21 protein-coding genes are annotated in these 19,502 nt (G+C 61.2%); 2 read left to right on the top strand and 19 right to left on the bottom strand.

Annotation, left to right across the window (positions count from 1 at the left end; all coding sequences use genetic code 11):
• The first annotated feature begins 326 nt into the window (after positions 1-326).
• Positions 327-1,388, top strand: coding sequence for a DMT family transporter (locus tag ACEK02_RS29450; protein ID WP_035651180.1), 1,062 nt, complete (start codon positions 327-329; stop codon positions 1,386-1,388).
• Positions 1,389-1,998: 610 nt separating this feature from the next.
• Here the strand turns inward: ACEK02_RS29450 and ACEK02_RS29445 are convergent.
• From ACEK02_RS29445 to ACEK02_RS29360, 18 genes are all read right to left on the bottom strand, one after another.
• The gene (locus tag ACEK02_RS29445; protein WP_021078713.1) at positions 1,999-2,133 is read right to left on the bottom strand and encodes a hypothetical protein; all 135 of its coding nucleotides are present in this window, start codon (positions 2,131-2,133) and stop codon (positions 1,999-2,001) included.
• A 473-nt stretch (positions 2,134-2,606) separates the two neighbouring features.
• Complete coding sequence (locus tag ACEK02_RS29440; protein ID WP_371424984.1) at positions 2,607-3,248, bottom strand: NrsF family protein; 642 nt, start codon at positions 3,246-3,248, stop codon at positions 2,607-2,609.
• Entirely contained in the window at positions 3,245-3,802 is a 558-nt protein-coding gene (locus ACEK02_RS29435; RefSeq protein WP_371424983.1) for a sigma-70 family RNA polymerase sigma factor, read from the bottom strand. The genes ACEK02_RS29440 and ACEK02_RS29435 overlap by 4 nt, the downstream gene beginning before the upstream one ends.
• A gap of 100 nt (positions 3,803-3,902) precedes the next feature.
• Positions 3,903-4,352 carry a helix-turn-helix domain-containing protein gene (locus ACEK02_RS29430; RefSeq protein WP_371424982.1) on the bottom strand — a complete coding sequence of 150 codons (450 nt, stop codon included), beginning with the start codon at positions 4,350-4,352 and terminating at the stop codon, positions 3,903-3,905.
• Between the two features lie 36 nt (positions 4,353-4,388).
• Positions 4,389-7,583 carry an efflux RND transporter permease subunit gene (locus ACEK02_RS29425; protein WP_371424981.1) on the bottom strand — a complete coding sequence of 1,065 codons (3,195 nt, stop codon included), beginning with the start codon at positions 7,581-7,583 and terminating at the stop codon, positions 4,389-4,391.
• A complete protein-coding gene (locus ACEK02_RS29420) occupies positions 7,580-9,013 on the bottom strand; it encodes an efflux RND transporter periplasmic adaptor subunit (RefSeq protein ID WP_371424980.1) in 1,434 nt (477 codons plus the stop codon). The genes ACEK02_RS29425 and ACEK02_RS29420 overlap by 4 nt, the downstream gene beginning before the upstream one ends.
• Positions 9,010-10,251, bottom strand: a complete 1,242-nt coding sequence (locus ACEK02_RS29415; protein ID WP_371424993.1) for a TolC family protein — start codon at positions 10,249-10,251, stop codon at positions 9,010-9,012. The genes ACEK02_RS29420 and ACEK02_RS29415 overlap by 4 nt, the downstream gene beginning before the upstream one ends.
• A complete protein-coding gene (locus ACEK02_RS29410) occupies positions 10,251-10,655 on the bottom strand; it encodes a FixH family protein (protein ID WP_371424979.1) in 405 nt (134 codons plus the stop codon). The genes ACEK02_RS29415 and ACEK02_RS29410 overlap by 1 nt, the downstream gene beginning before the upstream one ends.
• Before the next feature lie 98 nt (positions 10,656-10,753).
• Positions 10,754-11,083, bottom strand: a complete 330-nt coding sequence (locus ACEK02_RS29405) for a hypothetical protein (protein ID WP_371424978.1) — start codon at positions 11,081-11,083, stop codon at positions 10,754-10,756.
• A gap of 134 nt (positions 11,084-11,217) precedes the next feature.
• Complete coding sequence (locus tag ACEK02_RS29400) at positions 11,218-11,697, bottom strand: DUF411 domain-containing protein (RefSeq protein WP_371424977.1); 480 nt, start codon at positions 11,695-11,697, stop codon at positions 11,218-11,220.
• Positions 11,698-11,737: 40 nt separating this feature from the next.
• On the bottom strand, positions 11,738-12,262 hold the full coding sequence (locus ACEK02_RS29395; RefSeq protein ID WP_371424976.1) for a Spy/CpxP family protein refolding chaperone: 525 nt from the start codon (positions 12,260-12,262) through the stop codon (positions 11,738-11,740).
• 54 nt (positions 12,263-12,316) lie between these two features.
• Positions 12,317-12,559, bottom strand: coding sequence for a hypothetical protein (locus tag ACEK02_RS29390; RefSeq protein ID WP_371424975.1), 243 nt, complete (start codon positions 12,557-12,559; stop codon positions 12,317-12,319).
• A 290-nt stretch (positions 12,560-12,849) separates the two neighbouring features.
• Positions 12,850-13,341 (bottom strand): DUF305 domain-containing protein, encoded by a 492-nt coding sequence (locus tag ACEK02_RS29385; protein ID WP_371424974.1) that lies wholly within the window; start codon positions 13,339-13,341, stop codon positions 12,850-12,852.
• Positions 13,342-13,409: 68 nt separating this feature from the next.
• Positions 13,410-13,739, bottom strand: a complete 330-nt coding sequence (locus ACEK02_RS29380) for a four-helix bundle copper-binding protein (protein WP_371424973.1) — start codon at positions 13,737-13,739, stop codon at positions 13,410-13,412.
• Between the two features lie 361 nt (positions 13,740-14,100).
• Positions 14,101-15,684, bottom strand: a complete 1,584-nt coding sequence (locus ACEK02_RS29375) for a DEAD/DEAH box helicase (RefSeq protein WP_371424972.1) — start codon at positions 15,682-15,684, stop codon at positions 14,101-14,103.
• A complete protein-coding gene (locus tag ACEK02_RS29370; RefSeq protein WP_371424971.1) occupies positions 15,671-16,447 on the bottom strand; it encodes a Hachiman antiphage defense system protein HamA in 777 nt (258 codons plus the stop codon). The genes ACEK02_RS29375 and ACEK02_RS29370 overlap by 14 nt, the downstream gene beginning before the upstream one ends.
• Before the next feature lie 28 nt (positions 16,448-16,475).
• Positions 16,476-16,985 carry a type II toxin-antitoxin system YhaV family toxin gene (locus tag ACEK02_RS29365; protein ID WP_021082474.1) on the bottom strand — a complete coding sequence of 170 codons (510 nt, stop codon included), beginning with the start codon at positions 16,983-16,985 and terminating at the stop codon, positions 16,476-16,478.
• Complete coding sequence (locus ACEK02_RS29360) at positions 16,982-17,320, bottom strand: type II toxin-antitoxin system PrlF family antitoxin (RefSeq protein WP_371424970.1); 339 nt, start codon at positions 17,318-17,320, stop codon at positions 16,982-16,984. The genes ACEK02_RS29365 and ACEK02_RS29360 overlap by 4 nt, the downstream gene beginning before the upstream one ends.
• Positions 17,321-18,227: 907 nt before the next feature.
• Between ACEK02_RS29360 and ACEK02_RS29355 the strand changes: the two genes are divergently transcribed.
• Positions 18,228-18,539: a DUF736 domain-containing protein gene (locus ACEK02_RS29355; RefSeq protein ID WP_371424969.1), complete on the top strand. Its 312-nt coding sequence runs from the start codon at positions 18,228-18,230 to the stop codon at positions 18,537-18,539.
• 91 nt (positions 18,540-18,630) lie between these two features.
• On the opposite strand, the gene ACEK02_RS29350 is transcribed toward ACEK02_RS29355, so the two are convergent.
• The coding region (locus ACEK02_RS29350) for a nucleotidyl transferase AbiEii/AbiGii toxin family protein (protein ID WP_371424968.1) at positions 18,631-19,502 on the bottom strand (872 nt) is incomplete at its 5' end.

Genomic DNA, 19,502 nt, shown 5'->3' with positions numbered 1-19,502 from the left:
CAGGTGAGCTAGTAGGAGCGCTTGGGCAGGACGATCCTAGCCGCGATCGCCGGAAGCACCCCCATGAGGGGAGACCTGCCAGATGCACGTGCAAGGACGCTATCAGAAATACTAAACTAGCGACTGCCGGCGAGAAGCCGTTCGCCTCTGTGTGCGGCGCAATATTTTCATCGACTTCGTGGGCCGTTGTTGTTTGATCCAGAACTCATCGGAGATCATGATCCGGCCTATGTTCGGTACAGCTTGCAGGAAAATGGGCATTGGGCCTTAAATAGCGACGTCACGTTGGATTTCAACCTAAGTGACGACACACGTTAGAGTAACGGATGTCCGAAACTCCTCGTTCTCAAATCTGGTCGGGGGTTCCGATGGCGTTGGCATCCGCTGTGTTGTTCGGTGCCTCGGCGCCTCTGGCTAAGGTTCTCCTGGGTTCGATTGCGCCGCAGATGCTGGCAGGTCTCCTGTATCTAGGCGCGGGAACGGGATTGACGATCGTCTATCTTGGGCGGGCCGCTTTTGGCGTTCCTGTCGCTGAAGCAAGTCTGCGACGCGTTGATCTGCCCTGGCTGGCCGCTGTTGTGATTTTAGGGGGATGTCTCGCCCCGTTGCTGCTCATGATGGGTCTGCAGCGCACCTCCGCTTCGTCGGGCTCCCTGCTCCTCAATCTCGAAGGCCTTGCCACAATGGCCATCGCGTGGGTGATCTTCAAAGAGAATGTCGACAGTAAAGTCTTGCTGGGAGCGCTTGCGATCTTGACCGGCGCGGTGATCCTGGCATGGGATGGACAAAGCATCACGATCGATGCCGGCGGAGCACTGATTGCCGGGGCCTGTTTGGCATGGGGCCTCGACAACAATTTTACGCGCAAGCTTTCTGCTGCTGATCCAGTCGTCACGACCATCATTAAGGGACTGGTGGCCGGAACCGTGAATATGGGGCTGGCGCTTGCAATTGGCTCAGCGCTTCCGCCTCTTTCCGTGATCGGTGCTGCGGCCTTGGTAGGCTTTTTCGGCGTCGGGGTGAGTCTGATTTTATTTGTGCTGGCGCTGCGGCATCTGGGGACCGCCCGGACCGGCGCTTATTTTTCGTTGGCGCCCTTCATCGGAGCGGTTGTGGCGATCCTGCTTCTGCGCGAGCCGCTCACCCCTCAGTTGGCACTGGCAGGGCTGCTAATGGGCGGCGGTATTTGGCTGCATCTCGCCGAGCGGCATGAGCACGACCACGAGCATGAGTTTCTAGAGCATGACCACAGCCACGTCCACGACGAGCATCACCGCCATCATGCCGAAGAGATGTTGGAGCGTCATTCACATTGGCATCGCCACGAACCTATTCGACATAAGCATCCACACTATCCCGATTTGCATCATCGACACCGGCACAATTAGATCTGCGCACGCAGGAACAAGCGGAATTGGCAACGCAACTGCGGCGGCGGTGGCGACCAATGGCCATCGTACCAGCAGCGGGGCGGCGTATCGTGTGCAAGTTCAAGACGTCCCGGCCAATCAAAGCCGCCGTCCCCTGCCGCAGTGAGCCACTCGTTCGCAGCGTCTGGCTCGAGGCCGGCCAGGTCTCAGGGACATTCAAAGCTACGTTCGAGGCGAAGTTTCCGGAGTTGGTAGATTACGCAAGGAAGCAGCCGGGACCAGCCTAGGCTACGGATCTTGTTATCTAAGCTGGGAGGACTCCCCTGGCCGCGAAGCACGCTGCTGCAGCGCAGCCATCGTGGCCGTGCAGCCCGAGGATCCGAGACGCTTTCCGGAGAGAAGCCTGCGCACCCCCCGGGGCCTCCCGTTTGGCAAAACGGCCGTGCAGGGCCCCTACACTCGCCTGCCCTGCGAAGGAAGGGTCTCACGGGGGTCGCCGCGGGCTCACAGGCCTAAATGCTCAATTTCCCATGCCCCTTGGCCGCGGACAACGTCCAGCGGCATGCGACCGGGGTCATATCTGCTCACCTCCGGCACATTGAACCGACGGACCCAGTCCCCGAAATCTTCATTCCGGCCGAGCCTGGTTTTCGGAACGAAGATATTTCACAAGCGCGACTGCCGCCAATATTAAAACGACGATGACCAGCACGCAGACCAGACCCATGCCCCAAGACATTGCGGGCGAAATACCGTTCATCATGGATCACCTCGTTTTGTTGAAGGCGCGAGAGGTCGCAAAATCTTGGACGGTTCGTCGAGGTCGGTCTGGGCGACCGGCGCATCAGTTTCTGCCGCACCCATCATCTGGACTTGGGACCGCCTTGGTAACGCCAGGCTGATCCGCCGTCGTTCACGTTTGGCGCGGGCTGCAGGCGTGACGGTATCCGGTCGTAAGCGAACGCGGAATTCGGATCGCCTTGTGAGCTACCGGTCCTGGCTTGTGCGCTCTGCCTAGCCTCATTCGGCCAATAGCTTTTGTCGGTGATCGTTGATCCGGCAAATGCAGACGCCGACGCCGCCATTAGCGGCAACAAGAGTGAAATCGTGAGAAGTTTTTTCGTCATGGTCCGGCTCCATCATTTTCCGAAGCGCGTCATGTGCGCTTCTAATGATGAGTTCGGCGCAAATTGTCTGCCGGTTACAAGCTCACGCTGACGTGAAGCAGACTGGCTGTTACCAACGCAACAACCGCGGTCCCATTGCTGCGCCTGCTAAGGTGCAAAGCACAATCGTCCCGCCATACCAGACGGCAACGAAAGGCAGGGTATCATCCGTGCAATGCAGCGCGTACGCCATCGCGCTCACGCCGCCCGCAACAAGTCCGGCGAAAGCACCCGTGCGAGCCAGGTTCGTAGGCGCCGCCTGTCGAACGGCCCAGATCGAGACAGCGAAGGGAACTATCGCGATGACCGGAATGGAAACAAGGCATTCGAGCCATTCGTCTCCGACGATCATCTTGTCCCAATGCGAACTCGGCGCCAGCCCGAGGCTGATTGCTGCAAGCGCCATGATGACAAGGAACGGCACAGCAACGAGATACGATCGAGGTTTTCGCTCCCCGCCAGGCCGCGCCAACTTTGCGAGATAGACAAGCGCGAGGCTGGAGGTCCCGACCGCGAATGAGACCTTTGCGGCTACGAAACCCAGGGCGCCGGACGTCATCATGTCCGGACGGACGCCCAGCCCGAAGATCGTGATCCCCAGCGCCAGAATTGAACCTGACCCAAGCGCGATCAGAAGCGTGCGAACGACCAAGCCGCGATCGACCGGCTCGGGATTGGTACTCAGGAGGGCCACAAGCTCGTCAGTCTTCATGTCCGCGTTTCCCGGCCGATCAGGGTAGCCAGTGCTTTGAGTCCCCGGTGGATGTTCACTTTGACCCCCGGCTCGGAGATGCCGCATCGTACTGCCGCCTGCGCGATGCTCAACCCGTCCAGCTTCACGGCCTCGATGGAACACCGCATGTTTTTCGGTAGTCGCTCCATGAGCCTCCTAACATCGTAGCTACTCTCCGCGCCGACATTGTCGTCGTGCGCCATGATCGCATCGGCCTCCTCGATCGGCACGTCGGCCCGCGACGTGCGGGTACGCCGCAGGAAGTCGATCAATTTGTATCGCGCGATCGCATGGACCCAAGGCGTCAGAGGCTCGGCGGGATCATAGGTGTGCCGTTTGAAGTGGACCGCCAAGACCGCCTCCTGAACGAGATCCTCCGCCTCCGCCGCACTCCTTCCCACTCTGGCGAGCTTGCCCTTGTAGTACGCCCTCAAACGGCTGCTCAATCGCTCGAGCAGCGCGCGGTGCGCGGCTGCGTCGCCTTCCAAACTGGCAAGCATTAACGCCTTGAGTTCGATTTCGTGGGTCGTCATGCTTACGTATCTCTGTTAGTTCGCCGGTCGGGCGGATTTGGTTACAGCCGAAGGTGACCGGCCTCGAAAATAGTCGCAAAGGTCTGCTGCAGCGCTTCGGCTAGGCCTCAATGCGCTTTGCTTGCCGGTCGCGTCTTTTCCGCTCCTCGCATTCGTGCAGCAATTCGGGGCCGGCCCAGACCGCGGTTCCATCGTCATCCACGATGAGCGGCATGAACAAGTTCAGGGTTTCGCTCAGTCGAACGACGCGGCCCAAGGCGCTCTCGTTGTCCGGATGCGGCTCGCATCGCAGGACCAAGTCGCCGGATGGGCGGTAATCGACATCAGACACCGGACCGCCGGAATACAGCAGGGTCACGGGCCCGTACTCCGGCCGCTGCTTCCAGCGCCGCAACAATTCCTGGCAGGCAAGCTCGACGGCGCGCGGCACCGGTCTGAGGTCGCTTTCCCAGTATTGAACAGCGCCGCGGCTCAGCCCGAGCATTTCTCCGGCCACGACCTGGCTGAGTCCCAGCTTCTTCCGCCACTTCTTGAAGTCCCACTGGTCCATCACGTCATCCTGGCGCCGAGGAACGAGCGCGCTTCGTCATTCTGTTGCTTGCGAGCGATGGAGACCATCTCTCCCTGGCTCTTGAGTATTCGTGCCGACAAAAGCTGCCGAGTTCGGTTCGCGGGGCAACCGAAATCCCTTGATCAGCGCGTAGACCGCAGGGATCACGATAAGCGTCAGGACGGTCGACGAGATCATACCGCCGATCATCGGAACGGCGATGCGTTGCATAACTTCCGAGCCGGTGCCGGTGCTCCACAGGATCGGAATGAGGCCGGCCATGATGGCGACGACGGTCATCATCTTGGGTCGCACCCGTTCGACCGCGCCCAACATGATCGCCTCGTTGAGGTCCGCTCGCGTGAACGGCTTGCCTTCGACCTGCCGTTGGGCGTGGATCTCCTTCATCGCATGATCGAGATAGATCAGCATGATGACGCCTGTCTCGGCCGCGACACCGGCCAGCGCGATGAAGCCGACGGCGACAGCGACGGACATGTTGAAGCCAAGCCACCACATCAGCCACAATCCGCCGACGAGGGCGAACGGCAGCGACAGCATTACGATCAGCGTCTCGGTCAGCCGGCGGAAGTTGAGATATAGCAGCAGGAAGATGATGAGTAGCGTAACCGGCACCACGATCTTCAGGCGGGCGGTAGCGCGTTCCAGATATTCGAACTGGCCGCTCCAGACGACATAATTGCCCGGCGGAAACTTTACGCTTGCGGCCACGGCAGCCTTGGCATCGGCGACGTAGCCGCCGAGATCCCGGTCGCGGATGTCGACGAAGATGTAGACCGCCAGTTGGCCGTTCTCCGTCCGGATCGACGTGGGACCGCGCGCGAGCTTGATCGCGGCAATCTCGCCCAGCGGAACCGTCCCCCCGTTCGGCATCGCGACCAGGACATCCCGGGCAATCGATTGCGGGTCGCTGCGCAGGTCGCGTGGGTATCGCAAGTTGACGCCATAGCGCTCGCGTCCCTCGACGGTCGTAGTGATCGTCTCGCCGCCGAGGGCCGACGAGATCGTGTCCTGCACGTCGCTGACCATGAGACCGTAGCGCGCGAGCGCCTCGCGATCCGGAACCACATCGAGATAGTAGCCTCCGATGACGCGTTCCGCGTAAGCGCTCGATGTGCCGGGCACCGCTTTCACTACGGTTTCGATTTGGCGGGCAAGCTTCTCCATTTCGGCTAGGTCTTTTCCCAGCACCTTGATACCGACCGGCGTCCGAATCCCGGTCGCGAGCATGTCGGTGCGGGCCTTGATCGGCATGGTCCAGGCATTGGAAACGCCGGGAAACTGCAGGGCCTTGTCCAACTCCGCGATCAGGCCGTCGACGGTGAGACCCGGACGCCACTGCGCCTTGGGCTTGAGATTGACAATCGTCTCGAACATCTCGGTCGGCGCAGGATCGGTCGCAGTCTCGGCGCGCCCCGCCTTGCCGTAGACCGACGCTACTTCCGGAAAGGTCTTGATGACCTTGTTCTGCGTCTGCAGGATTTCGGCCGCCTTGGTGACCGACAGGCCTGGCAGCGTCGTCGGCATGTACATCAGCGTGCCTTCGTTGAGGCTCGGCATGAACTCCGTTCCGAGTTGCCGGGCGGGCCAGAGGCTGACCGCCAAGGCTGCAAGTGCCAGAAGTATCGTCAGCGTCTTGGCCTGCAGCACACTTCGGATCATCGGGCGATAGACCCAGATCAGGAACCGGTTGATGGGATTCTTGTGCTCCGGAATGATCTTGCCGCGAATGAACAGCACCATGAGCGCCGGCACCAGCGTGATCGACAGGATCGCAGCCGCCGCCATCGAGAAGGTCTTGGTGAACGCCAGCGGGCTGAACAGCCGGCCCTCCTGCGATTCCATGGTGAAGATCGGCAGAAAGGATACCGTGATGATCAGCAGGCTGAAGAACAACGCCGGGCCTACCTCGCTCGCGGCCTCGATGAGAACCTCCATGCGTGGCTTGTCGGGCGGTGCCCGCTCGAGATGCTTGTGCGCATTCTCGATCATGACGATCGCGCCGTCGATCATGGCACCGATCGCGATGGCGATCCCGCCGAGGCTCATGATGTTCGATCCGATGCCCAGCGCCTTCATGGCGCCGAACGCCATCAGGATCCCGACCGGCAGCATGACGATGGCGACCAGCGCGCTACGGACGTGCAGCAGGAAGACGATGCAGACGAGCGCGACGACAATGCTTTCCTCCGTAAGCGTCCGCTTCAGCGTCTCGATCGCATCGTGGATCAGGTTCGAACGGTCATAGACCGGTATGATTTCGACACCCTTCGGAAGCGCCGACGCCATCTCCGCCAGGCGCGCCTTCACATTGTCGATAACGTCCAGTGCATTCTGTCCGAAGCGTTGCAGTGCGATTCCGCTGGCGACCTCGCCCTCCCCGTTGAGCTCGGTTATGCCGCGGCGTTCGTCCGGGCCAAGCTCGACCCGAGCGACATCCTTCAGCAGGACCGGCGTGCCCTTGTCGACCTTCAGCACGATGTTCGACAGGTCGGAGAGGCTCTTGACGTATCCCCTGCCCCGAACGACGAATTCGAACTCGGAAAGCTCGACGGTGCGCCCGCCCACGTCCATGTTGCTGCCGCGGACCGCATCGCGCACCTTCGCAAGCGGTATGTCGAGCGATCTCAACCGGTTCGGATCGACGATGATGTTGTATTGCCTGACGAAGCCGCCGACGCTTGCGACCTCGGCCACGCCTTCCGCTTTGGAAATTCCGTATCGGATGGTCCAGTCCTGGATCGATCGCAGATCGGCCAGCGATTTATCCTTGGACTGCAGCGCGTACTGATAGACCCAGCCGACGCCCGTCGCGTCGGGCCCCAACGTCGGCGTCACGCCGGCGGGCAATTTGCGCGCCGCGGCGTTGAGGTATTCCAGGACACGCGAACGCGCCCAGTAGATGTCAGTGCCGTCTTCGAAGATGATGTAGACGAACGAGACGCCGAAGAACGAAAACCCCCGCACAACTTTCGATTTCGGCACGGTGAGCATGGCCGTCGTCAAGGGATAGGTGACCTGGTCTTCGATGACCTGTGGTGCCTGACCTTTGTACTCGGTGTACACGATCACTTGCGTGTCGGAGAGGTCGGGGATCGCATCGAGAGCCGAGTGCTGCAGGGCATAGACCCCGGCCGCAACAGCGAAGACTGCGCCGATGAAAACGAGCATCAGGTTCCGGGCCGACCAATCGATGAGCCGCGCGATCATTGTGATTTCTCTCCGGTGTCGAGGCCCTTGAGCGCTGCCTTGAGATTGCTTTCCGCATCGATCAGGAAGTTCGCGGAAGAGACGACCTTGTCGTTTTCGGCGAGCCCTTCCTTGACCTCGACCAGGCCGCCGCCGCGTCGCCCCAGCTTGACCGTGCGCGGTTCAAAGCGACCCTCGCCCTTGTCGAGAAGTACAATCTGCCGCTCGCCGCTGTCGATGACCGCGCTGCTGGAGACTGTCACGACGGGCGCGTCCGTCCCCGTGGCGATTTCCACGTCGGCGTACATGTCGGGCCGCAGCACGTCGTCCGGGTTCGGTAGTTCGATCCTGATCCGCGCGGTCCGCGTTTCCGGTTTCAGGTGCGGATAGATCACAGTGACTTTTCCCGTGAATGGACGGTTCGGATAGGCGCGCAGACGCACGGTGGCGGTTTGCCCGACTTCGATGAGCGCAAGATCACGTTCGGCGACGTCGACCATCACCCAGACGACATCATGGTCGACGATCCTGAAAAGCACGTCTCCGGGCGCTGCACGCATCCCGTTGACGGCCGTCCGCTCGACGATTTCGCCGTCCTGCGGAGCTGGCCAGTTCAGGTAGACCGGGACCTCGCGCGTCCGCTCGATGTCGGCAATAAACCCATCGGGCGCACCGAGGTTTTCGAGGCGGCGGCGCGCCCCTTTAAGGGCCTGGCCGCTGATGCCGGCTTCCGGACGGGCGTTAAGGGCCGAGAGATATTCGGCGGCGGCGCTCGACAGGTTCGGGCCGTAGATGCGCATCAACGGCTGGCCCTTGCGGACGTGCGTGCCCGTCGTAACGTTGTCGACGGTGTCGATGAAGCCCTCGAACCGGAGCGAGACGACGGAAACGCGACGCTCGTCCTGCTGTACCGTGCCCGGTGCCCGGACCATCGTATTCAAGGTGCGGCGCTCCGCGACCTCGGTCTGGACGCCTGCCTTCTGCAGCTTGCCCGCGCTGACTTTGACCGACGAGTCGTCGTCTTGTTCGCCCTCATATACGGGGAGATAATCCATCCCCATCGAATCCTTTTTCGGAGTCGGCGACGTGTCCGGAAGGCCCATGGGATTGCGGTAGAATTTGATCCGCCCGCGTTCGCCGCCCTTCGCAGTCAAGGCTTCCGGGGCCTGCTCCTCGAAGCTCACATCTTCGCTGGCGCGGACAGCCGAATATTCCTTGCCCGACGGCTTCTTCTTCGGCGTCGTGGAATAATCGGGCGCGCCGTCCGGATCACGGTAGTAGACGATCGGTCCCGTCGCAGCCGGTTGAGCGGAACTTGGCTTTGCCGCTGCGGGAAGTACGGCGGACAGCCATCCTGGAAGCGGAGCGCTTGAACGTCCGACGGCCAATCCGACCACTCCGGCGGCCAGGATCGCCGTAAAGGCTAACAAAGCACCTACTGGCCGTCTCATAGCGAACCCCCGGTCAGACGTTCCATTTCGGCGTATTTCGTCTGAAGTTCTACCTTGAGCTTCAGCAGATCGAGCTGGACCGCGCGAAGCCTGCGCTCGGCCTCGAAGACCGATGAAATATCGGACGTGCCGGCCTGGAAACCGTTCCGCGCGTTGTCGAGCGATGACCGTGCTGGCGGCAATTGGCGCGTCGCGTAGATCTGCACGACTCTGCGAAGAGCATCGACGTTGAACCACGCGTCGGCGATCTGTCCGTCGATCCGCAGTCGCAGCGCCTCGCTGCGGGCCTGCGCAGCGCCGAGACGTGCACCCGCCGCCCGCTGTTCGGCGTCCTTGACTTCGTAATGCAGGGGCAGCTTGACGCCGAGCATGAACTCACCGGTATCGTCGGTCCCGGGCCGCTGCACGTATTTCGCGCCGAGCGTGACGTCAGGATAGTAGTTAAGGTCGGTAAGGGATTTGGTCTGGGCCGCGGAATTGCTCTGGGCTCCGGCCAGAGCCAGCATCGGGTTGCCTGAGCGCGCGAGCGCCTGAACCTGCGCGAGGCTGGTCGCCTTGAAAGCTCTAAAACCGGTCGGCGCTGACAAGGGCGCCAGGGACGGACGGCCGATCAGGGCGTTCAGTCTAGCTGCCGCTGCCTTCTGTTCGCCTTGTCGGCGGACGACGTCGCCGTCGGCGGTAGCCGTTTCGATCTCGGCTTTGATGACGTCCTGCCGGTCGACCGATGTCGTGCCGTATCGCGAACGCAACAATCCGAGCGTCTCGTCGTAGCGCCGCTTGATTTCGGTAGCGATTCCCACCGCCTCATGAGCGGCATTGTATTCGCCATGCGCTGCAATGACCTGCGCGATGAGCTCGGTCACGGTTGCACGGCCCTGGAATTTTGCGGCATCGGCGTCTGCTTGGGCGACATTGCGCTCGAGGCCGTATTTGCCCCAAAGCTTGATCTCCTGGTCGATGCCGATCCGACGCTGTCCCACGCCCTGCCGGTTGACGTCCCAGGCTTCGAGAATGAGGGTCGGGTCGGCCAGCGCGCCCGCCGTCCCGATCTTGTGGACCGCCGCATCGAATTCGAGCGCGGCCGCCGCCACCGTCGGGTTGAGGCGTTTGGCAACGGCCACGACGCTTTCCACGGTGGTGCCCGGCAGACTTTGCTCGGCGGCAGTCCCGGGAGACAACCACAGCATTGCTGTGGTTGCTCCGATCGTAGCGACGCGAATGATGCCGCTCGCGCGCATCACGGCGTCGCCTTCAGGACGAGTTTGTTTTCGACCGTCCCGGTTTCGCCCTGAACCTTGGCGCCAAGCGAAAGTTGCCAGCCGCCGGCCATGGTCAAGGTCGCCTTGAACTTGTAAACGCCGGGCTCCGTGCTCGGCATAGGCGCTATCTTGGTCGCCATCTCCTGCATACCGTCAGGCGCCATATCCAGACGTGTCGCGAAAATGACCGCATCTGGCACGGGTTTGCCGTCGGGTTTATGGACGAGGCGAACCGAGATGACCGCGTCGCCCTTCTTGACGGTCTGGTCGACCAATTGGAATTCGTAATCCTTGATGTCGGCGCGCGCGAGCGTGGCCGAACCTACCAAGGAAACGGCGATCAACGCCGCCCGGAGGGCGGGCGCGGAGGCATACTTCTTCATTTTTTAAATCCTCGATGACCCGATGCGCCGCGAACGGCGGCGTGCGTTAACTGCGCGGCCCTGAGACCGCGCAGGAGCAGGCGGCGTAGAGACGCCGATCAGATCGAGATTCGAGGGGGATGATCCGGAGGGGAACCGATGAGGCCGTCAGCAATCAAGTCGTCGGGCGGGGAAAGCGGCCGGCCCGTCTGGAAGGAGATTTGGACACCGTCCGTTGGGGCTGGCTCGGCCTGCGCGATGGTCAGCATGCACATCGCGACAAGCGGACAATCCCGGCAGTTATTGCTCTTTTGGCCGTCCGGACAGCAAGGCATAGCCTCCGGCATCGCGGCCATATCGGTCATCTCAGCGGCAGCCAGACGCTTTGCCGCCGCCGGCGTGGCCAGCGGCGCAAAGACAAGCCCTACGATCACGACGATCGCAAGCATACGACTGATCAGTCGGCGAAGATTCATAGCTCACCATCCCACGGGATAGGGAACTTGTGAAGGACTATCCCTTCACATCTTCGCCAGAGGCGTTTCCTAGCCAAATCAGGTTATCCGTTAACCAAAGAAGCGCTTCAACTCGCGATTTCCGAGCCTATAAACTTCATGAATGACTGCCGGCCGGACGTACCAAAAAGGACCACATCGTATTTCTGGGGCGTCCCGCCCTCCATTCCCGGCGACCCGGCCGGCATGCCCGGAACCGCCAGTCCCACGGCGGCGGGCCGCTTCTCCAGCAATTGTCGCACCGCTATAGCGGGTACGTGACCCTCGATGACGTATCCCGCGATTTCCGCCGTGTGACACGCTACAAGGTCGCTTGGAACCCCGAGACGCTTTCTGAAGGCCTGAAGATTGACCGTCTCTTCGACCGTGACGGCAAACCCGGCATCCTTGAGATGTCGCACCCAGCCCGTACAGCACCCGCAATTTGGATCCTTGTGAACGGTAATGGCTGGCGACTGCGCCGAGGCAGAAAACGTCGGTGAAAAAAGTGCCGCTGCGAAGATCGGGAGCGCACTTCGACGCGTCAAATTTCTTGGCTGATTGGTCATTCATTAATCTCATCGAAGTGGGCGCTCCGGGCGTCCGCATTCAATTGTGATGGTGGTGGATGGGCGCATCGGCATAGCCGCGTAGTCCTGCGTAAATTTTCATTTGTTCGGGAGTTAGCAGTGCGGCCGTCGATAGGTGATATTTGAGATGGGTTTCACGCAGTTCGCCCTGCGTGATTGCGACCGACGCCGTTGACGCTGCAAGACTTTCCGGCGTGACGATGCGAGCGGCGAATTGCTGGTCCAGCTCAGATTCTTGCTCGATCAATTTTGACCCGAGCGGCACGGCTTCAGCCTTCATCGAATCGAACAACGCCTTGACGTCGGCACGCTGATCGGCGGTCAGGTCGAGTTTATCGGCCAACTCCAAGACGTGAGAGGGGCCTGGATAGCCGTTCAGTTCGGCGGCAAGCGCCAAGGCCATTCCGCGACCAGCCCGGAGGTCCGCAATTTGCTGGTCGGATAGCGCCTTTATTCCTCGAATCTGCATCCCGGAATATGATGTCTGGGAAAACACGGGCGTCGAGAAGAATAACGTTGCCGCTACAATGAGTACGGATTTCATGAGTCAGAATCCTCGTTTTTCCCCAGTTGAGGGTCGCTCGGATTTAAGAATTTTTCAAATAACAAGAGCGTAACCGGGCTGTATTTTGCAATCAATTGCACCCCGATGGATGTCCGAAATCAATGCGTGTCCACCGCGAGGCGAGGTCTGCTTGCTGCTCTGCGGTCTTCCTATCCGGCTCTTGACTTTGTCTTTCTTCAAATCGTCCGGAGCGGCCCTTGCCACCGTGTCCTTGTAATGCTCGGCGGACAGGCCGCACAGCTTAGTGACGAATTCGACGATGCTCCAGATGGCCATAGCGTCATGTCCGAGACCCAAGCCGGCATAACGCTTCGAACTTCCGAATCCGATTGCTCGGACTCTAGGTGGCAATTCACGCTCCTCGTCATCTAGCATTCACCTCTTTGGCATGTCGTTGGCCCGGCTAATTTCGGATGACGGCGGCCGGTCACAACGAACGGGATCAATCCTGGTAAAAGGCGACGCAAGTCTTCGCGTCAGGCCGGCTACGCTGACCGCGGAGAGCACATCCGATTACTTTTACGAACAACAAAAAGACGCCGACGCAGAATAGCTCGCGACAATTTTCATTTCGCAAGTCGGGCCGGCAGGTCGGGCGCGTTCGACGACGGAGAATTTGCGGAGAGTTCGGAGATCAACTGCTTCATCTCCGCAATCTCCTTGACCTGCGCTTCGATGATGCCGTCGGCCAGCTTCCGGACGCGCGGATCGCGAATGTGGGCGCGCTCACTAGTCATGATCGCGATCGAGTGATGCGGGATCATCGCCCTCATGTAGGCGACGTCGCCGACCGTCTGCTGGCTACGGACGAGCCACAGCGCCACGCCGAACACGACGACGCTGCCGAGGATGATCCCGATGTTCGCTGGCCGATTCTTGTACATCATCCACATGAAGCCGATCATGATGACTGCCATGGTTGCGCCCATCACCAGCGCCATCCACATCCGTGTCTGGCTGAAGAGCACGTGGTCGAGCGCATAGACGTTCAGATACATCAGAGCGAACATCACGACCGTCGAGGTCGCGATCATTGCGGCGAAGCGGGTATAGCCCATCGTTCGTATTTCCTTTCCATCGCGGGGTTGAGGAGCCGAAAAGGCCGGCTCGTCGCCGGCCCCCTGCTTCAGGCCGCCATCGCCTTGCAGCTTTCGGCGCAGCTCTTGCAGGCCACGACGCAGTCGTCCATTCCACCGACGCGCTCGCAGTCCTTGGCGCATTCCGCGCAGATCTCCGCGCATTCGCGGCAGACATGCTTGTGATGGGGACTGCCCAGCAGCATGAAGTGGGCGGCAGTCCGGCATATCTCGGCACATGCCATCATCAGCCTGAAGTGCTGAGGCTCGACGTGCTTTCCGCCGGTCTCCAGGCAATGCGTCATAGCCATCCCGAGACAGGTTCGGTAGCACTGCAGACATTCGTCGATGCACGTCTTCGTATCCTTACTCATCTTCATCGCACTCTCCTTTGTTTTTCCGCCCTCATTGCACATTCAGGACCAGCATGAGGCCGCTGCCGCCGTGCTGCTCCACGTTGTTGTTGGCCGTGTGGGTGCGGGATGCGGCAGACCACCAGCAATTTACCCGCCTTCCGAGTCTTCCAGACTACGTCGTAGTGCTGGCGGGGACCGACGTTGACCATATCCGCCTGGTATCGCGCGCTTTCCTTGAGGTTCACTCACCGTCGGCTCGGGTTGGCCATTCAACCGGTCGAAAGCGACGTAGGCCGTAGAGCCCGCCGCGAGAAAGAACCATGCGTTAAGAAAATAGTCGTAAGGAAGTGCGATCATGGTGTCCCCGCGATCGAGTTGAGGCCGATCAGCCGCCGTGCTTGGCGATCCATTCCTTCAGCATGGACTGCTCCTTTGTCTGGTCCTTGATTCCCTTTTCGGCGCCTGCCCCCTGATCGTGAATGTCGGCGATTTTCAGTGCGGCTCCCTTTTCGCGTTCGATCTCCTGGAGGCGATGCGACTGAATCGGTGTTCCACCTGCATCACTACGAATCCAAGCGGTCAAATCGTTAAGCTGATCCCCTTCGGGCAAGATCGCCGAGAGACAGGCGATGCGACGGGTTTCGTTGTCAGCACGCCTGAGCAGTCTTTGAACGAGGTTCTCGTACCGAATTTCGCGTTCGCTTGGCCCGATCAGGTGACCTTCGTCAAGGACTACGAGCCCGACGTCATCGATGATCGACGGGTCATTCCGCAAGGCGAAGTCCAGCTTCTCCGGTGTGGCGATGACAATATCCTGCGTACGGAGTGCGTCTTCGTCGCCGCCAGCGGCTCCAGCCGCGCCATAGAGCGAAGAGACCGAGAACCCAAGGCTCGAGAACGTCCGACGGAATGATCGTTCCGTCTGGGCGGATAATGCGCGAAGCGGCGTTACAATGAGGACCCGCCTGCGCGCCGCGAGCGCCATCAATGCGGCGATCTCTGCAATTCGTGTCTTGCCAGCACTGGTCGGCAACGCGACGACGAGGTCGTCGGTCATGTCGGTTGCTCGTCGGGCTGCTTCGATCTGCGACGGCCAAAGCTCCACTTCGGCGACGTCACGTCCAAAGAGTTCCCCGATGAAGAGTTGGCGCAAATCCTGATAGTTTCCCGCGCCCGCCGGCCCGTCGAGGGGAAGCACCTGATGCAAGCTGCTAGACCACAGGTCATCGATAAGATTGAGCACTATGCGCCCGGTCCACCACAGCGACACGGCATTGGCGTTCCTTGCGAGGGAGATCGCGCGCCGCAGGAGGGACCGAGACTCCTCAATCAGGACCGCGGCCCCCGTCTGAAGAGCGAATTCGAAGAACGCGAGGGCGCGAAAAATGGTTGATGTGGCGATTAACCTGACGGCGTCGTCCGAATCAATCTCTCCTGCGCGCAACGCCTGACTAATATTTGCATCACCGTGGGCTGGGTTCAGCAGCCAGGTCCGCGCGCGGCGACCTAGACCGGCCAGATCCCGCAAAATAAGATGCGCCAACGCTTCTTCCGCTGGCGATAGATTCGCGTTCTCAGGCCGTTGAGAGATCAGAGAGAAGGCGAGAGCGGAGTAGCTTGCCAGATGATACGCGGCGGCGCCAGCGATCCGATAGAAGCCCCGGCCGACATCCTCGCGGGAGCCATTTTGCACCAGTGCTTCGAACGCGTTCCCGGCCCGCGCGAAGCCGCGCCGCCAAATCTCATCGTTGCCGCCGCCCTCCCGAAGCGCCATGGATGCGCGCAGCACGGAGAGCGCATATTCGGACAGATCGGTGTCAATCGTTTCTCCGAACGCCGGCGCATCGTCGGGCAGCACGCCGTCGCGGCGAATGATGGACCGCGCCTCGCCGCGAGCTTGCAGCCGACCCCTGACACCGTCAGCGGTCGCCTGCGTCAAGAAGGCTGTCAGTTCGTCAACCGTCTCCAAGGGCGAGTGCTCCCTCGTAGGACAGCCGAATGAACTCCTGATGATCGTCGATCCGAAGGTGAATTACAGTGTGGCTGCGATCAACGCCGGCGCCGCGCAGATCGTCGAAAAGCGCTCGGGGCGTGGCATTGCCGGACATCGTGAAGAGAGCATGGTCGATGCGATCGGAGGGAACTGCGCGGCTTGCGACCTCATTTCGGATGATTCGGCCCAATGCGGCGAGCGGACCATCACCCTCCATCAACCTGTCGGCGATAAAGAGCAACGAGGTCGCCGTCGGCCGGCCACTATCACGCGACAGCGCCGTTCGGGCCTCGATAATTGTTGCGCCGGCGAGATTGGCCCGGCTCTTCGCTTCTCCTTTCAAAAGAAAGAGGTGTCCATCCGCACTCGATCGCACGCCGATAAAGTCGTCGCCGCGGAGCGCCATCTCGCGGCCATCTTTATAACGAAGGCGACGAACCGGAACCGAGAAGCCCAACGACTCCTCAACCAGCTCGGTTGCGAAGATTTCCCCTAACTCGCCGGAGCGTGCCCGCGTGGTTCGGGGAAGACGCTCGGCCAGCAATGCTGCGGCGCTCGCATAACCGAGAAGGGCCACATCCTCAGCTATGCGTTCCATGTCGTCGTAGTGAGAGCGCAGCAGATCGGGAAGACGGCCGGCAATTGCCGCTCGTCCCCCAACTCGCTCGGTAAATTTCAGTAAGCGCTTGCGGCCGTCTTGCGCGGGCTCGCAATCGCACCAATCGGCAAACAGTGGCAATCTACTCCCCTATCGGTCGGCACAGGCGTCAATCCTTCGGCTTCGCTCTCGATGCTCGCAACCGCGATTTCGGCCCGGCGCCGGACGCTGCGGCGACCAGCGCGTCCCACGTATCGGGTGGGTTTCCTCGGTTCAGCATCTTCCGGAACACGGCGTAAGCATCCGTCGTGCTGCCATAGGCGCGCAGCGTGTCGTCGTCATTCACCCAAGCCAGGATGATAATCTTGCTCGTGGCCGCCTGCTGATAGCGAAAGAACAACCTATACTGTTGCAAAAATTTCGCGCGAAACCAGTGTTTGTAGTCGGCGCCGAGCGTATCGCCTTGGCGGAATACGTCGCTGGCCGGATCGGCGGGGATGTTCTCAAAGGCGACTTTCAGGACCGCGGCAAGCAGTTTTGCCGCTCGCTTCGTCTTATAGCCTTTCGGGTCTTTGGCACGCGCCTTCTCGACGGCCGCGATTAGGGCCTCCAGCTGATCAAGGAAGAGCGGATGTGCGTAGATGGTCCAGCCATTGATTTCGATCGTCTGGTCCGTCACGCATCGTCGTCCGGCAAGGCTGCGTCGAGATCGACCTCAACGCCCTTGACGAGGGCTGCACCGCGCGCGAGCAGATTCGAAGGAATCGCTCGAACCCGCGCCGGGTGCGCCGCCATGTCCTTCTCGAGAAAGCGCAGAAAATTTCCGATGACGGGGTCAGCCTGCTCGTCCGCCGCTTTCTTGGCCAGGACGACCGTTCCGTCGGCGAGCCCTCGAAACACGACGCGGTCACGTTTGCCCAGCGCCAGCATCTTGCGGATGGCGGCGGGGACGGTGGTCTGGCCCCGCTCGGTGATCGTGGCGGGGATTTCGAGGATTTCGGCGGTTTTCGGCATCGAAGGCTCCGATCGTGGATCCAATGTAATGCATTTGCATTGTAAGTTCAAGGATCGACCGCGTGATGCCCGCTGCCTATGAGCCTGATCGGCGGCCGGCACAGATTGTATTACTCGCCATTCGAAGCCCTAGCTTGACGGACCCTGACCATACAGAACCCGCCACTCGGTCCCGATGTCGCCGATGCGGCACCGACTTCGATAACGCTGACCGTGGCCAACTCGATCTCCTCGCGAACGAATGCGAAGGCATGTGCGATCTCTGAGCACCGCTTCTGCGCGGGGTTCCAATTTGTCCCCATCGTTACTTCGTCACGACATCGGCCCTCACACGGCGCCGGGGTTTCCTCCGCCGGCTATACCAACCTGATAACTGACATCCCCTGCCTTTCTCTCCGGTCGACTGGCATGATAGCGCGCCGGACGGGCCATCGCTGTGTCGAGAAATGTCGCTCGCATCCTGTAGTTTCATCTGACGAGCCGTGCTCATTCCTGGCGGCAGAGCCGCGCGGTCACCTGTTGCTTCGGGCTTCGATGCGGATCTTCAATGCATTGCCAACCAGGTGCGCTCCGCCGGCGTCGCGGTCCGTCGTCACGACGCCGATAGTCGCCATTGGTGTCCCCTAACCATTTCTCTCGGTTCGCCCACAACATCCTCGATTTGGCTTGTCTGACCGAAGGCCGTCGTCGCTTTGCTCCGCCTCGCTCTTATCCCCGCAACATCCGGCCACGACTTTCTTCCCCTGGCCGCTGCGCGTCCATTCCTCGCGGAAATCAAGAAAGTCGTAGCCTGGCTGCCCTCTACTGCGTGCCGGCCCCTGCGGGGTGCGGGTCGATCGCCTCCGGTCTGTCGCCGGCCATCGAGGCCGCGGTGGGCGCGGCCCGGAAAACTGAAAAGGACACGACAATGGCAACCATCGGTACCTTCACCTCGAACGGCAACGGCTTCACCGGCACCGTCCGCACGCTCGCTCTCAACGCCAAGGCCAAGCTGGTCCGCGTCGAGACCCCCTCCGAAAAGGGTCCGCACTTCCGCATCTTCGCCGGCAATGTCGAGCTGGGCGCGGCCTGGCAGAAGACCGCCAAGGACACCGAGCGGGACTATCTCTCGGTCAAGCTGGACGACCCGAGCTTCCCGGCCCCGATCTACGCCACGCTGATCGAGGTGGAAGGCCAGGACGGCCTCCAGCTCATCTGGTCCCGACCGAATCGGGACTGAACCCACTAACGGAAACGGCCCTGCCAACCGGCAGGGCCGTTTCTGCGTGAGCCGAAATGGACGCACCGAAGGCCGGCTCCCTCCAACCGCTTCATCGCGCCACCCCGCTTTCGCTCGCGCCCTTCTTGTTTAGACGCGTCTCAAGCGAACTGATGCTTTCGAGCACGGCCTCGAAATTCGGCGGGTCGCCGAAGATCATGCCTTGCATGGCCCTGTAGTCGACGCGCAACTGCTCGATCATCGCATCATGCGGGGCGAGCGCGAACGAGCCGGGTGCGGCGCTCGCGAGGTCGAAGTCCGGTCGATTGAAGAACATCCGGGCATGCGCGACGCAGTCCACGCCGAGCGCCGTCTCAGCGATGGCGGCTGCGCCGACCGGGCCCCCGGTGAGCAGGTGCAAGTCATAGTAATGACGGGACACGCGTTGGCCGCCCCCGCGCAGCTCGCCGCGCTTGTCGAACCAGCGTCGCAACCCGTGGAGGATGACAACCTTGTCCCAGAAGGTGCGTTCGGGATCGACCGTGCGCACGGCCGGGACGGTCAAATCGAGCGCCGGTAGATCATCGTCAACATAGGGTTTGATCGGCACTTCGCTGTTCGGGTCGAGCGCGGATTTCGCGCCCGACTCGATCTTGATCGCCGCCCGCACGTAATCCGATCGCGGCGTCGCTGCGGGATACCAGATCAGCAGGGTCTGTCCGTCGGGATCGGCGTCGTCGGTTTCAACGCGTGCCGACCCCACATTGAGGCCACTGGCCTGGAGCCGGTCCTGTAGGATCAGGGTCAACTCAGCGCGCAGCGGGCCGTTGATATAGGCTTGGCAGGCGTCCTTGATCGCATCGAGGCGCGCGCGACGCTTGTTCCCGCTCAGCGCGTTAAGCTCCTCGATCGTCGCCGGCTCGCCGATGTCGTCCCGAAACACCGTGACATCGATGTCTTCGGAGAAGCGGTTGATCAGACCGA

This window comes from Tardiphaga sp. (genome assembly GCF_041424195.1).
In the GTDB taxonomy this organism is placed as follows: domain Bacteria; phylum Pseudomonadota; class Alphaproteobacteria; order Rhizobiales; family Xanthobacteraceae; genus Tardiphaga.
The sequence above is the reverse complement of the archived record's forward strand: the minus strand, read 5'-3'. Positions and strand labels throughout refer to the sequence as shown.